Source organism: Humibacter ginsengisoli, from assembly GCF_054780095.1.
In genome coordinates, this window is record NZ_BAAGWZ010000004.1 from 109,470 (window position 1) to 123,470 (window position 14,001).

Annotated in this window: 14 protein-coding genes; 4 read left to right on the forward strand and 10 right to left on the reverse strand. The window is 67.4% G+C overall.

Annotated elements, in window-relative coordinates:
• Window positions 1–11: 11 nt before the first annotated feature.
• From ACYVI5_RS07170 to ACYVI5_RS07190, 5 genes are all read right to left on the reverse strand, one after another.
• Window positions 12–680 carry a response regulator gene (locus ACYVI5_RS07170; protein ID WP_460579606.1) on the reverse strand — a complete coding sequence of 223 codons (669 nt, stop codon included), beginning with the start codon at window positions 678–680 and terminating at the stop codon, window positions 12–14.
• The gene (locus tag ACYVI5_RS07175; protein ID WP_460579607.1) at window positions 677–2,305 is read right to left on the reverse strand and encodes an ATP-binding protein; all 1,629 of its coding nucleotides are present in this window, start codon (window positions 2,303–2,305) and stop codon (window positions 677–679) included. The genes ACYVI5_RS07170 and ACYVI5_RS07175 overlap by 4 nt, the downstream gene beginning before the upstream one ends.
• Window positions 2,306–2,404: 99 nt before the next feature.
• Window positions 2,405–3,499 (reverse strand): ABC transporter substrate-binding protein, encoded by a 1,095-nt coding sequence (locus ACYVI5_RS07180; protein ID WP_460537078.1) that lies wholly within the window; start codon window positions 3,497–3,499, stop codon window positions 2,405–2,407.
• 69 nt (window positions 3,500–3,568) lie between these two features.
• Window positions 3,569–4,453: an ABC transporter permease gene (locus ACYVI5_RS07185; protein ID WP_460537080.1), complete on the reverse strand. Its 885-nt coding sequence runs from the start codon at window positions 4,451–4,453 to the stop codon at window positions 3,569–3,571.
• Window positions 4,450–5,304, reverse strand: a complete 855-nt coding sequence (locus ACYVI5_RS07190) for an ABC transporter ATP-binding protein (protein WP_460537083.1) — start codon at window positions 5,302–5,304, stop codon at window positions 4,450–4,452. Before ACYVI5_RS07190 ends, ACYVI5_RS07185 begins: the two co-directional genes overlap by 4 nt.
• A gap of 189 nt (window positions 5,305–5,493) precedes the next feature.
• Between ACYVI5_RS07190 and ACYVI5_RS07195 the strand changes: the two genes are divergently transcribed.
• The gene (locus tag ACYVI5_RS07195; RefSeq protein WP_460579608.1) at window positions 5,494–6,342 is read left to right on the forward strand and encodes a hypothetical protein; all 849 of its coding nucleotides are present in this window, start codon (window positions 5,494–5,496) and stop codon (window positions 6,340–6,342) included.
• Window positions 6,343–6,345: 3 nt separating this feature from the next.
• On the opposite strand, the gene ACYVI5_RS07200 is transcribed toward ACYVI5_RS07195, so the two are convergent.
• The 3 genes from ACYVI5_RS07200 to ACYVI5_RS07210 form a co-directional block, all read right to left on the reverse strand.
• The gene (locus ACYVI5_RS07200) at window positions 6,346–6,861 is read right to left on the reverse strand and encodes a MarR family winged helix-turn-helix transcriptional regulator (protein ID WP_460537087.1); all 516 of its coding nucleotides are present in this window, start codon (window positions 6,859–6,861) and stop codon (window positions 6,346–6,348) included.
• A gap of 20 nt (window positions 6,862–6,881) precedes the next feature.
• A complete protein-coding gene (locus ACYVI5_RS07205) occupies window positions 6,882–8,732 on the reverse strand; it encodes an MFS transporter (RefSeq protein WP_460579609.1) in 1,851 nt (616 codons plus the stop codon).
• 121 nt (window positions 8,733–8,853) lie between these two features.
• On the reverse strand, window positions 8,854–9,876 hold the full coding sequence (locus ACYVI5_RS07210) for an aldo-keto reductase family protein (RefSeq protein ID WP_460579610.1): 1,023 nt from the start codon (window positions 9,874–9,876) through the stop codon (window positions 8,854–8,856).
• A gap of 91 nt (window positions 9,877–9,967) precedes the next feature.
• Between ACYVI5_RS07210 and ACYVI5_RS07215 the strand changes: the two genes are divergently transcribed.
• On the forward strand, window positions 9,968–10,540 hold the full coding sequence (locus ACYVI5_RS07215) for a TetR/AcrR family transcriptional regulator (protein ID WP_460579611.1): 573 nt from the start codon (window positions 9,968–9,970) through the stop codon (window positions 10,538–10,540).
• A gap of 26 nt (window positions 10,541–10,566) precedes the next feature.
• Here ACYVI5_RS07215 and ACYVI5_RS07220 read toward each other — a convergent pair whose 3' ends face one another.
• Both ACYVI5_RS07220 and ACYVI5_RS07225 read right to left on the reverse strand, forming a co-directional pair.
• Window positions 10,567–11,253 (reverse strand): SDR family oxidoreductase, encoded by a 687-nt coding sequence (locus ACYVI5_RS07220; protein WP_460579612.1) that lies wholly within the window; start codon window positions 11,251–11,253, stop codon window positions 10,567–10,569.
• A gap of 90 nt (window positions 11,254–11,343) precedes the next feature.
• On the reverse strand, window positions 11,344–11,808 hold the full coding sequence (locus ACYVI5_RS07225) for a CGNR zinc finger domain-containing protein (RefSeq protein ID WP_460579613.1): 465 nt from the start codon (window positions 11,806–11,808) through the stop codon (window positions 11,344–11,346).
• A 124-nt stretch (window positions 11,809–11,932) separates the two neighbouring features.
• On the opposite strand from ACYVI5_RS07225, the gene ACYVI5_RS07230 reads away from it, so the two are divergent.
• Complete coding sequence (locus tag ACYVI5_RS07230; protein ID WP_460579614.1) at window positions 11,933–12,490, forward strand: NAD(P)H-dependent oxidoreductase; 558 nt, start codon at window positions 11,933–11,935, stop codon at window positions 12,488–12,490.
• A gap of 101 nt (window positions 12,491–12,591) precedes the next feature.
• Complete coding sequence (locus ACYVI5_RS07235) at window positions 12,592–13,995, forward strand: FAD-dependent oxidoreductase (protein ID WP_460579615.1); 1,404 nt, start codon at window positions 12,592–12,594, stop codon at window positions 13,993–13,995.
• Window positions 13,996–14,001: the final 6 nt, after the last annotated feature.

The following is a 14,001-nucleotide window of genomic DNA, read 5'->3' on the forward strand; positions in this document are numbered from 1 at the left end:
AGGCGGCACTCTCAGCGGCGAGACCGATAAGTGTTCGTCGGCCGGCCGGTCGAGCCGTACTCGAGATGCAGTTCGATCAGGCCGCGCCGCTCCAGCTCGCTGAGGTAGCGCTGTGCTGTGGGGCGGCTCATCCCGAGCGCGTCCGCGACGGCCGCCGCGCCGATCGGCTCGGCCGAGTCGCGCACGGTCGTGAGCACCTTGTGCATCGACGGCGGCAGCTTGCCGCGCAAGACATCCGGCCGCGACGTGCGTTGCATACCGAACAGCTCGTCGATGGATGCCTGATCGGCGGCGCCCTCGACGGCCGTCTGTTCCCGCCATGCCCGGTACGCCTCAAGCTCGCGGGCGAACTGGTCGAAGCCGAACGGCTTCACGAGGTAGTAGAAGGCGCCGCCGCGCATCGCGGACCGGACGGTCTCGAGGTCGCGGGCGGCGGTGATCAGGATGCAGTCCGGCGGCGCATCCATGCTGTGCAGCGACCGCAGCAGCGAGATGCCGCTCTCGTCGGGCAGGTACACGTCCAGCAGCAGCAGGTCGGGCGCCAGCTGCTCGATCGCCTCCCGCGCCTGGGCGGCCGTGTATGCCTCGCCCACACACTCGAAACCCGGAACCCGGGCGACGCGCTCGGCGTGGATGTGCGCCACCCGGAAGTCGTCGTCGACGACCAGTGTTCTGATCATGCCGTCACCTCGCTTTCGGCCGGACTCGGAGCATCCGCCGCCCGCACGGGCAGGTGCACCTCGAAGTGTCCACCCGGACCGGGATGCACCGTGATCGATCCTCCCAGCCGCCGCACCATGCGGCTGATCAGCGCGAGACCGAGACCGCGTCGCCGGCCGGCGCTCGACCGCTTCGTGGAGTACCCGTCGCGGAGCACCTCGTGGATGCGCTCGGCCGGCACGCCGGGGCCGCTGTCGATGACGTCGATCAGGAGTTCGTCGTGCTGCGCGAAGTGCACGGTCACAGACCGTTCGCCCGGCAGCTCGTCTACGGCGTCGAACGCGTTGTCGACCAGGTTGCCGACGATGGTGAGCAGGACTTCGGCGTCGACCGACGGATCTTCCAGCCGAGAATCGGGCGTGACCGTCAAGGTGATGCCGCGTTCGACGGCGACGGCCGACTTCGCGGTGAGCAGCGCGACAAGCTCCGCCGGCGCGATCCGCGACCGCAGGTCGTCGTCGACCGACGAAGACGTGTGTGAGATCTGCGCCAGGTAGTGGTTCGCCTGGTCGTACTCACCGAGCTCGATGAGGCCGGCGATCACGTGCAGCCGGTTCGCGTACTCGTGCTCCTGAGCGCGCAGCGCCTGGCTCAGCCCGTCGATCGCTCGGATCTCGCGAATCAATGCCTCCGCCTCCGTGCGGTCCCGCAGCGTGACCACCGCACCGATGTCGCGGCCGGCGAGCGCCACGGGCATCCGGTTCACCACCAGAAGCGCGTCGTCGGTGAGGATGTTGCTGTCGGATGCCGGCAGCTCCCCGGTGAGCAGGTCGCGCAGGCGCCCGGGCGGCAGGATGTCGTCCAGCCGTCGCCCCAGCACCTCGCCCTTTAGACCCAGCAGCCGCCGTGCCTCCCCGTTCAGCACGGTGACCCGGCTGCTCGCGTCGAACCCGATCATGCCCTCGCGGATGCCGTGCAGCATGGCCTCCCGCTCCTGCAGGAGCGCCGCAATGGACGCGGGTTCCAGGCCGAACGTCACCCGCTTGATGCGGCGGGCGAGGATGAGCGAACCGATGGCCCCGACCGCGAGCGCGAGCAGGGAGTACCCAACGATGAGGACGATGTCACGGGTGTTGTCGGCCGATTCCTCCGTCTCGAGGATGCCGACCGACACCTGCCCGATCACCTTGTGCTCGGCATTGAAGATCGGCGCCTTGCCGTTGGCCGAGCGGCCCAGGCTCCCCGGGTCGATGCCCACGTGCGTGCGGCCGTCGAGCACGGCCACCGGCTCTTCGAGCTTCTGCCCGATGAGCGCCGGATTCGGATGCGAGAACCGTACGCCGTTCCTGTCGGTCACGACCACGTAGCTGGCCCCGGTCGCCTTGCGCACCTGCTCGGCGAGTGTGCGGATGCTGTGCTGCGGGTCGCCCTTCGCGACGTCCTCGATGATCTGCGGCATCTGCGCCACGGAGGATGCGACGGCCAGCGACCGCTGCTGGTACTGCTCGTCGACGGTTGCGCTGCTGATCTGCGCGTACACGATCGCGCCGATCGCGCTGGTGACGATGAGGATGCACAGCACCCAGACCAGAATCTGGGTGGCGAGCGGCCAAGACCGCCATGGCATCCGTGTCGTCGTCGACATAGCTCTCATCTTCGTCTGTCACAGATGGGAGAGTGCTGTCTTGAGCGAGCGAAGCGGGCCGAGGAGTGCCCACCCTCGGCCCGCTTCGCTCCAGCTACCTCAGCCGTTGGATCCGGCCGGGGTGGTCGTGGTCTTGAAGCCCTCCAGCTTGTTGGCGGCCTCCGCGTACTTGTTGCTGAACGTGTCGGCGTAGGTGATCTTCGAGGTGTCGACGCCGAGCGTCTTCTCCATGTTGAAGATCACCTTCGGGCCGCCGGCCGGCATGATGCCGTCCGGAAGGAACTGACCCTTGTCGGTGGTCAGCCCGGCGATGTACTGCTGCTTGCTGATCGTGGCGTTCTGCACGAAGTCCGACGGCAGCTTGTTCGCGATGTCGGCGGCCGAGTGGCTGCTGATCCAGTGCATCGTGGCGACGAGCGCGTCGACCACCTTCTGCGCGGCATCCTCGTGCGACTTCACCCAGTCGGCACGTGCAAGCAGCCCGGCTGCCGGCCATGCCCCGCCGAGCGCCTTCTTGGCGCCGGACACGGTGGCGAGGTCGACCGCGGTGGTCGCCAGGTTCTTCGACGTGAGCGCACCCACGGTCGGCTGGGTCGTCATGACGCAGTCCGCGGATCCGCGCTGAATCGCGGCGATCGCGGTCGATCCGGCACCCACCGCGAGCGTGTGGTAGTCCGTCTTGGAGATCCCGTGCTGCGACGCGAGGAACTGGGTCAGCTCATCCGTTCCCGATCCGAGGTCGGTGACGCCGAGCGTCTTTCCCTTGAAGTCGGCCGCCGACTTCACGCCGCTCTTCGGGCTGCACATCTCGCGCTCGCCGGGGGCGCCGGAGAGCTGCACGAGGTTGATGACGTCCTTGCCCTTGGCCTGGAAGTCGACGGTGTGGATGTACCAGGCGCCTGCCATGTCGACCTGGCCGGATGCCATAGCATCCTCAGCGCCGACGCCTCCGTTCTGCTCCGTGGAGAGCTCGACGTTCACGCCGTACTTCTTGTAGTAGCCGAGGTTCTGCGCCAGCTGGTACGGCAGGTAGATCTGCTTGTCGATGCCGCCGACCATGAGCTTCACGGTGGGGACGGACTTGGCTGCCGGGGTGGACCCGCCTGATCCGCCGGATCCGTTGCTGCTGCAGGCGGCCAGGCTGAGCGCCAATGCTCCGGCCGCTGCCACTGCCAACACTTTGCGTGCGTGCATGTGAGTGCTTTCCTTTCTTCGTGGCCGCTTGCGGCCGATGTGGTGCAGGGTGGGTGCTTGGGGTGGGGTTCAGATGGCCTGCTGGGTCTCTGAACGGTTCGGGGGCCGCCAGCGCAGCAGTACGCGCTCGAGCAGCGTGATGAGGTATTCGGCCACGAGCGTGACGACGGCGATGATGGCCATGCACGCGAACACGGTGTCGGGGTCGAAGTTGCCGGATGCCTGCGTGATGATCAGGCCGACGCCCTTCTGCGCACCGAGCACTTCGGCCACGAGCGCGCCGATGATGGCGAAGCCGAACGCGGTGTGCAGGCTGGCGATGATCCAGGTCATCGCCGACGGGATGGTCACGTGCCGCGCTACCTGCAGCGGCGAGGCGCCGAGCACGCGAACGTTGGCGACGAGGTTGGGGTCGACCTCGCGCACGCCCTGGAACGCGTTGAAGAAGACCACGAAGAACACCAGCACCGCCGCCAGCAGCACCTTGGGGAACATCCCGAGCCCGAATGCGACCACGAAGATCGCACCGAGCAGGATGCGGGGAATGGAGTTCACGACCTTGATGTACGGCCCGAAGACCGAGGCGAGGTAGCGATTCGAGCCGAGCAGGATGCCGAACAGCACGCCGGCGACCGTGCCGAGCAGGAACCCGAGGAAGGCCTCCTGAACGGTGATCCAGAGGTTCTCCCAGATCGAGCCGAACGCCGTGCCCTGCGTGAAGAGCTTGACGAGGCTGTTCCAGATTCCCGAAGGCTGGCCGTAGAAGAACTTGTCGACCCAGCCGAGGGAGGTGAACAACTGCCAGCCGCCGATGACGAACACGAGGAGTGCGGCCCGGCCGATCCAGATCCACATGGTGCGCCTGCTGCGCGCACGGCGCGCGGATGCCTGCAGGTCGACCTCGTCGGTCGGGATCACGAAGTATCCATCGACCTTGGCCGTTGTGGTGCTCATGCCGCCACCCCCGTCGTCTGCTCGTATGCCCGGGTGACCTCTTCTTTGAGTGACTGCCATATGCGCCCCTGGATCTGAAGAAAGCGTTCCTCGTGCCGGATCTCCTGCACGTCGCCGCGGGGTCGCGGCAGATCGACGTCGAAGACGTCTTTGACGGTGCCGGGGCTGCTCGTCATGATGACGACCTTGTCGGCCAGCGCGACGGCCTCGTCGAGATCGTGCGTGATGAAGAGAACGGATGGCCGCAGCTGCTCCCACAGCTGCAGCAGCTCCGTCTGCATGATCGCCTTCGTCTGCACGTCGAGCGCTCCGAACGGTTCGTCCATGAGCAGGATCCGCGGGTTGTTGATCAGCGCAGCGGCCATCGCGACGCGCTTGCGCATGCCGCCGGAGAGCTGGTGCGGGTAGCGGTCTTCGAAGCCGGCGAGTCCGACGCGGCGCAGCCAGTCCATGGCGAGCGTCGTGGCCTTGGCCTTCGGTGTGCCGAGCAGGGTCGGTCCGATCATCACGTTGCCGAGCACGGTCTTCCAGGGGAAGAGCGAGTCGGCCTGGAACATGTAGCTGACGCCGTTCGTGATGCCGTCGACCAGCTTGCCGCCGACCCGAACCTCGCCTCCGCTGGGCTTCTCGAGCCCGGAGACCTGCGCCAGCGTCGTGGACTTGCCGCATCCGGTCGGTCCCACGATGGCGCAGAACTCGCCCGGCTCGACCGTGAGCGTGACGTCACGGATGGCGGTGAAGGGTTCGCCCTTCGGGGTGAGGAACCGTTTGGTCAGTCCCTGGATCTCGATGCGTGCCGCGTCTTCGTGTGCGATCGGAGCGCGGTCGCGGCGAGGAGTGCGTTCACTCATCAGTCCAGACCTCTCTGTCTTCTAGCTGGTGATGGACCATGCTGTGCGATCGCAGGTGAGCTTGTCTCGCTTGTGCGCCATAGCCGTCGATTAGCGCGTTTCACACCGTTTTGCGCGTTCTGCTCACCCGCGCCACGGGCGCCTCGTCAACCCCTGGTATCCGCTCCGGAGGCGCGCGAGGGTGCCACCATGACTGACACATCGAACCCACACGGCAGCGACCTGCCCACGCCGCCCGGGCACGTCGATCCGGGCGACGGCGACCCCACTGGGCGCGATCCCGGCGACCCGGTGCAGCCCGGAGGTCCTGTTCCTCCCGATATGCCGATGGGGCCGGGCGGGCCGACGGAGCCGGACATCGCGCCGGATCAGCCGAACCAGCCCGGTGGTCCGGGCGATCCGACACCTGAGCCGAACCCGCCGTCGCCGTCCGAGCCGACCGTCCCCACACCTGCCGAGCCGACGGTGCCGAGCCCGGCGGAGCCGAGGCCGGCACCGCCGGATGCCCCGAACCCAGGGGTACCCGATGTCGGTGGCGCCGGGTCAGGGGCCTCCGCCTCGAGCGATTCGTCGCTGGGCAGTCCCATTGCCGACAGCAACGCAGCGGAGGTGCTCAACGTGCCGGGAACGGCCGACATGCCGGCGAACAGCTCGTCGTCGGCTCATCCCGACCAGCCCGACATGCGGCAGGACGGCACGCGGGGCACCTCCGAGGGGCTGGCCGGAAGCCTCAGCGACTCCAGCGGCAGCGGTGACGCGAGCGGCGGGTCGGGTGGCGACGATTCGGAGCGCTTCGTGCGCGGCGAAGGATCGAACACCTCTGACACGAACCTCAGCGCTCTCGCGGAAGACGTCGCTCACCCGTTCGACCAGACGAACGGGATCCTCGACGATCTGGAGGGCGACGCCGACGACCCGGACCGCGTAGCGGAACGCCTCGGCGACCCGAAGGCGTTCGGGGATGCCTTCGCCGGCTCGGCCGAGGAGGGCGTCGACTACAGCCGTGAAGAGGTCATCGAAGACGACGAGGAGCCGTAAGCCTCACTCGGCGCGATCGGCCTCGGCTCCCGGCGGCAGCGGCACGTGCACCGCGACGATCTCGAGTGCGTCGAGTGCCGCCACCACGGTGGCCAGTTCATCGTCGTCGAGTCCGGCCAGGAGCACCGAGATGCGCTTGGCCCGCTCGGCGCGGGCGGCGAGCACCGCCGCCTGCCCCGCATCCGTCGCGCTGACCAGCGATGAGCGCCCGTCGGCCGGGTCGGGTTCTCGGGCGATGAGTCCACGCGACTCCAGTTCGGCGACGACGCGGGTCGCACTCGGCGCGGCGACCGACTCGATGCGGGCGAGGTCGCCGGGGCGCAGCGGTCCCTTGCGCACGATGCTCGACAGCGCAGACAGCTGCGCCTGGGTCAGACCCTCGCCGACCGCACGGATGCGCCGGTTGATGCGCCCCACCACGACGGCGAGACGTGCCGCGGTCTCCGCGCGGTCGGCACCGGCAGGGGATGCGGCGCCGTGCGTGGCGTCGCGGCGTTCCTGGTCCAGTGGGGCAGGCATCCGTCGATCCTAGGCCGTCGTCAGTCGCCGGGGCCGCCGGTGTCGCGGCGGGAGGATCCCGTGACGGCAGCCGCGGGGGTGTCGGCTGCCGTCGCGGCGGCGGGAGCGGTCGCTCGGGAAGCAGCATCGCCGCCCTCGCCGGGCTTGTGCGGAAGGGTCGTCGGGGTCGTGTCGACGTGCACGTATTTCTTGCCGCGGCTCAACGAGGCGACGGCGCCGATCAGCGACATGATCGCGGCGGCGATGAACACCACCACGAGCCCATCGTGGAACGACCCTTGGATGAGTTGCGGGAAGAACTCCTTGCCCGTGAGTACCGCGGCGTCGGTCTTCGGCAGCTTGTCGAGCACGCCGGTCGGGCCGAGCAGGCTCTGGATCGGGTTGTAGCCGAGGAATGCGGCGAAGACGCTGCCCACCGGGGGCAGCTCGGAGATCTTCTGCGCCGCGGCCGTCGGCACGCCGTGCGACGTGAGCCCGTTGTAGAGGGCGGAGGGCAGCGACGCCGCGAGACCCGAGATGAGCAGCGAGAAGAACAGTCCGATCGACAGCGACGTTCCGGCGTTCTGCACGGTGCCCGCCATGCCGGATGCGGCGCCTCGCTGATTCGCGGGAACGCTGTTCATGATCGCGGTGCGGTTCGGTGCGCCGAACATGCCGGATCCGATGCCCGACAGTCCGGTGATGATCGCGAACTGCCAGTACTCGAAGTTCACCGGGATGATGAGCAGCAGCACGAACGTGGCCGCGACGATGAGAAGTCCGACGGTGGCGAACATCCGGGCGCCGAACCGGTCGGAGAGTACGCCGGACAGCGGGCCGGCGATGAGGAAGCCGATGGTGATCGGCAGCATGTAGATACCGGCCCAGAGCGGTGTGTCAGCGTAGTTGAAGCCGTGCAACGGCAGCCAGATGCCCTGAAGCCAGATGATCAGCATGAACTGCAGGCCGCCTCGGCCGACGGATGCCAGCAGCCCGGCCAGGTTCGCCATCGCGAAAGCGCGAATGCGGAACAACCGCATGTTGAACATCGGTGCGCGGGAGCGCAACTCGATGAACGCGAACACGACGAGCAGCACGATCCCGGCGACGATCCCGCCGATGACCCACGGGTTGCCCCATCCGGTGGAGCTGTCGCCGTAAGGCTGGATGCCGTACGTGATCGCGGTGAGAAGTGCGGCGAGTCCGACCGCGAACGTGATGTTCCCGGGCCAGTCCAGCTTTCCGGGATTCTTGGTGCCCACTTCTTTCAGGGAGATGTACGACCAGATGGTGCCGATCACGCCGATCGGAACGCTGACGAAGAACACGGCACGCCAGTCGATGACGGCGAGCAGGCCACCGACGATGAGGCCGATGAAGCTCCCCGCGATCGCGGCGACCTGGTTGATGCCCAGCGCCATGCCGCGCCGGTTGGCGGGGAAGGCATCCGTCAGGATCGCGGTGGAGTTCGCGAACAGCATGGCGCCGCCGATGCCCTGCACGAACCGCCACACGATCAGCCACATCGCGCCCGCACCGTTCGTGAACGGGTCGAACGCGAGCGCTATGGATCCCACCGTGAACACCACGAACCCGAGGTTGTAGATGCGCACCCGGCCGTACATGTCGCCCAGACGCCCGAAGGTCACGACCAGCACGGCGGTGACGAGCATGTAGCCCATGAGCATCCAGAGCAGGTAGCTCACGTTGCCCGGCTCGAGCGGGTTGAGCTGGATGCCCTTGAAGATGGCGGGCAGCGAGATGATCACGATCGAGGAGTTGATCGTGGCCATGAGCATGCCGAGCGTGGTGTTGCTCAGGGTGACCCACTTGTAGTGCGGGTGCTCCTTGGTGAAGAGGGTTCGGGAGGGCGGCGGTGTGGCGGCTGTCACGGAACTCCAGGATGTCCGACGGGCGCGGCTCAGGCAGGGCGCCCAAAGTAGTTGCTTGTTGTGAAACAACTATAGTCGTGTTCCGGTAAAGTTGGACCGCCGTCGAACACTCGGGTGGCCGCTACCGTGCCGAACGAGAATTCGCGGGGCGCCGGCGAAGGGCGGCGTTCGCGACCTCGGGTCCCCGATAGACCATGTCCATAGCGCCGATGCTCTCTCCCGGCGGAACGATTGCGTCGATCCGGTCGAGGATGTCGTCCGACAGTGAGACATCGGCGCCGGCGAGAGTGTCCTCGAGCTGCTCCATGGTGCGCGGTCCGGCTATGGCGGCGGTGACGCCGGGGTGTGCGATCGCGAACGCCATCGCCAGGTGCGTGAGCTTGACGCCGACCTCTTCCGACAGCGCGATGAGCTGCTCGATGGCCGCGAGTCGGCGCTCGTCGCGGAAGTGCTGCATGCCGGTGCTGGCGCGGAAGTTCTCGTTCGCTTGGCCTGCCCGGTACTTGCCCGACAGTGCGCCGCCGGCCAGCGGGCTGTACACGAGCGTTCCCATGCCGTAACGCTGTGCAACCGGCAGGATCTCGCGCTCGATCTCGCGGTCGAGGATCGAATAGTTGGGCTGCTCGGTGCGGAAGCGCTCGTATCCGCGGTGTTCGGACATCCACTGCGCCTCTACGATCTCGGACCCGCGCATCGACGATGTTCCGATCGCACGCACCTTGCCCTGCCGGACGAGATCGGTCAGTGCCGAGAGCGTCTCGTCGATGTCGGTCTCGGGGTCGGGGCGGTGCAGCTGGTACAGGTCGATGTAGTCCGTGCGGAGGTTGCGGAGCGAGCGCTCGATGGCCTGCATGATCCACCTGCGCGACGCGCCGCGGTGGTTCACGTCATCGTCGACCGGGCCGAAGAACTTCGTGGCGAGCACGACCTCGTCGCGACGGCCGGCAAGTGCCTCGCCGACGACCTCCTCCGAGTCGCCGTAGCGATCGGCGGTGTCGACGAAGTTGATGCCGGCGTCGAGTGCCTTGCGGATGATCCGCACGCCCTCTTGTCGGTCGGGATTGCCGAACGAGCCGAGCATCATGGCGCCGAGCGCGTAAGGGGTCACCTTGATGCCGGTGCGGCCGAGGGTGCGGTACTGCATGGGGTCCTCCTGTAGCATCGAATACGGAACAACGTTCCGCTATCGACTCGACTATATGGAACGTTGTTCCGAATAGCAAGGAGGTGTTGTCGTGGCCTCGTCCATGGTCCCCGAACGACGAGTCCGTGCGGACGCGCGGAAGAACCTCGATGGTCTGCTGGCGGCGGCCCGGACCGTGTTCGCCAGGTCGGGCGTCGACGCTCCCTCGCGTGAGATCGCGGCAGAGGCAGGGGTCGGCGTCGGCACGCTCTACCGGCACTTCCCGACCAGGGCAGAGCTGGTCACTGCGGTTTTCACGACCGAGATCGACGCCACCGCGGCCGCAGCATCCGAACTGCTCGCCGACCACGACCCAGGCGAAGCCCTCGACCTCTGGATCACGCGTTTCACGCGGTTCGTCGCCACGAAGCAGGGTCTCTCCGCGGCTCTGCGCTCCGACGAACCGGCGTTCGACTCCCTCCCCGCGTACCTGAAGGACAAGCTGGGGCCCGCCATCCGGTCGCTGGTCGACGCTGCCGTCGAGGCCGGCGAGGTCCGCTCGGATGTCGACCCGTTCGAGCTGCTCCAAGCCATCGGCGATCTCAGCCACCGAGCTCCTTCGCCGGACGGCTCACCCAACCCGATGGTGCGACTACTGCTCGACGGCCTGCGCGTGCGTCACTGAGGGCGCCGGTTACGCCGGAGGTCGGGTCACCGGCCAGGGCGCACGCGAATGTCGGTGAGGTCGGCGTCGCGCGGCAGGTCAAGAGCGGTGAGCACGGCGGTGACGACGGACTCCGGTCTGATCCAGTCGGCGTCGTCGTACTCCGCGCCCTCCTGCTCGTGCACCTTCTGCTGCATGGGCGTCGCTGTGCGTCCCGGGTACACGCTCGTCACCCGTACGCCGTTGGCGCGTTCCTCCGCGCGCAGGGCGTCCGCGAGGGCGCGCAGGCCGAACTTGCTCGCCGCGTAGGCGCTCCAGTTGGGTGAGGCGTTGAGTCCGGCACCCGAGTTCACGAATACGACTCGGCCGTGTGCGGCGCGCAGCGCCGGGAGCGCCAGCCGGGTCAGCTCCGCAGGAGCGGCGAGGTTGACGTCGAGCGTGCGGCGCCACACCTGCGCAGGCAGCTCCGACACCGGACCGAGGTCGACCACCCCGGCGACGTGCAGCAGGGAGTCGAGCGTTGCAGGCATCCGTTCGCCGACGGATGCCTGCAACGACTCCGGATGCTCCAGGTCGCCCACCAGCGCGGTCGCCCCCGGAAATCCCGCGACGAGCTCTTCGGCACGTTCGGCGTTGCGCGCGAGCAGCACGAGATCGTCGCCGCGCTCGTGAAGTGCCTTCGCGAGGGCTGCGCCGATGCCGGAGGACGCACCGGTGACGAGGTGGGTGGGCATGGTCAAGACCCTTCTTTCAGGAGCGCGGGGAGCAACCCGAGCGCGGGAATCTGCTGCCGGTTGATCATCCTCCATGGAGACATGCGCCGGTTATGCGATTCGTGACCCGTTCGCCGGATGGTGGTTTGCGTGGCGGGCGTAGTGACGGCGCGCCTTCATGCGGTTGCCGCAGCCGGACATGGAGCACCATCGTGCCGTGTTCGGTTTGCTGTGGTCGATCAGGAACTTGGTGCAGTCGGGATTCGCACACGGGCGCAGCCTGCCAGGCAGTTCTCGCGTCACGCGCGCCCACTCCAGCACGATCCCGGCCGGCCGCTCGGCTCCGTCAGGCGCGTGAACCTCCCACTCGAGCCCGCTGGCGGTGAAGACCGGTCGCTGGTGCACGCCTCTCAGATGACGCGCCAGGATGCCCGCCTCGGCTTCCCCGCGGATCACCGCATGCAGGTCGTTTCGCACCGCTATGAGCCTCGGGTCATCAAGGGTTTCCACGATCTCGCCGTCGACGACAGGGGCGCTGTTCAACAGCGCCAGCAGTTCGTCTTCAGTCACATCCACCTAACCAGCATACCTCGATTGACAAGTTAGGGTGCGAGTCGTACAGTGAGCCCCTGACTAATCATCGGTCCTTTACCGGTTAGAGCCGGGAGGCTCGTGGTGGGGATCGCGGAAGGGATCTTCAGTGAGAACCGCTCTGATTGTGGGGCACCCCGACCTGGCGACATCGCGAGTGAGCCGGGCTCTGACCGACGCGGCGCGTTCGCTGCCGCTCGTCGACGTGCGCGTCTTGAGCGACCTCTACCCTGACGCAGGTCCGGACGTTGCCCAGGAGCAGTCCGCGCTCACCTCGGCTGATCATGTCGTTCTGCTCTACCCGACGTACTGGTACGCACCGCCCGCGCCGCTCAAGCGCTGGATGGATGAAGTGTTCGTGCGAGGCTGGGCGTACGGCACCGGAAGGCCGGGTGCCCTCGCAGGCAAGTCGCTGACGGTCGTCACCTCGACAGGCGGTGACATTCGTGGATATCACCCGGGGGAGCTTCACAGCTTCGCCTACGACGACGTCCTTGCGCCCATGAAGGCGACCGCTCATCGGCTCGGAATGATCTGGCAGCCACCGCTCGTCATCCACGGCGTCCGGGAGCTGAGCGACGAGGAACTCGCCGAGTTCTGCGCATTGTTCACGGAACGCCTCGCAGCGGCGCGCGGGGCCGAGGCTTGGCAAAGAAGCGTGGCATGACGCAATCCGGGCGCATCGGGAGCACCGACATGGCGACGAGCGCAACGGATCAATCCATTCCGCGGTGGCGGGCACCCGCTCCTCACGGTCACACTGAGCCCATGGCATCCGCAGACCAAGAACCGACGCTCGATGTGGACCTCGCCGTGATCGGGTTCGGCAAGGGCGGCAAGACGCTTGCTGCCGCGATGGCGAAGGCAGGCAAGCGCGTCGCGATGATCGAGCAGTCCGCACAGATGTACGGGGGAACCTGCATCAACATCGGGTGCGTGCCGACCAAGGCGCTGGTGTATCGGGGCGAGCATCCCGAACTCCTCGGAGATCACGTCGACGGCAGTGCACGGTGGGCTGCCGCGGTCGGTCAGACGAGCGAGCTCACAGCCCTGCTGCGTGGCAAGAACTTCGCCATGCTCGATACGCCCGACACAGCCACAGTCATCACCGGGCGGGCCACCTTCATCGACGAGCACACGCTGCTCGTGACCGCAGGCGACGACCGTCTCACGGTTCACGCCGACACGATCGTGATCAACACCGGAGCCGTGCCGATGCTGCCGGACATCCCCGGGCTGCGCGTCAACAGCAGGGTGGTGACCAGTACCGAGCTGCTCACGTTGCCGAGCAGACCCGAGCGGCTGCTCGTTCTCGGCGGCGGATACGTCGGGGTCGAGTTCGCCTCGATGCAGGCGTCGTTCGGTACGGATGTGACCCTCCTGCACCGGCGTGCGCACATCCTCCCGGGGGAAGACGAAGACCTTTCCGAACGCGTGGAGGCGCTGCTTATCGAGCAAGGCGTCCGCATCGTCACCGATGCCGCCGTGAACCGGGTGCGCACCGTTGCCGATGGGGTGTCGGTCGACTACAAGCTCGCGGATGGCACAACGGAGTCGGTGGAAGGCGACCTCGTGCTCGCCGCCCTGGGGCGCCGGCCGATGACGGATGGGCTCGGTCTCGGGGACGTTGGGATCGATACGGATGCCCGTGGTGCCGTGACAGTCGACGAACACTTGCGCACGAGCCTTCCGCACGTCTTCGCCCTCGGTGACGTGAACGGAGGGTCGCAGCACACCTACATCTCCCTCGACGACTACCGCATCGTGCTCGACCAGCTCACCGGTGCCGGCACGCGCTCCACCGCCGATCGCGTCGCCGTTCCGCACGTGATCTTCACCACACCACCGCTCGCTCGGGTGGGCCTCACCGAGCGTGAGGCGCGCAGCACGGGCCGGTCGCTACGCACCGCCACACGCGAGGTAGAGGCGATGGCGACCGTGCCGCGTGCCCGCATCGTCGGCGACACCCGTGGCGTGATGAAGGCGGTCACGGATGCCGCCACGGGTGAGATCCTCGGGGTGACGCTCCTTTCCTACGACTCGCACGAGATGATCAACGCGGTTGCCGTCGCGATGCGGCTCGGCGCGACCGTGCAGCAACTGCGTGACGGGATCTACACGCATCCGTCGATGACTGAAGCCTTCAACGACCTCTTCGCAGCCCTGTCTTAGCGCGCG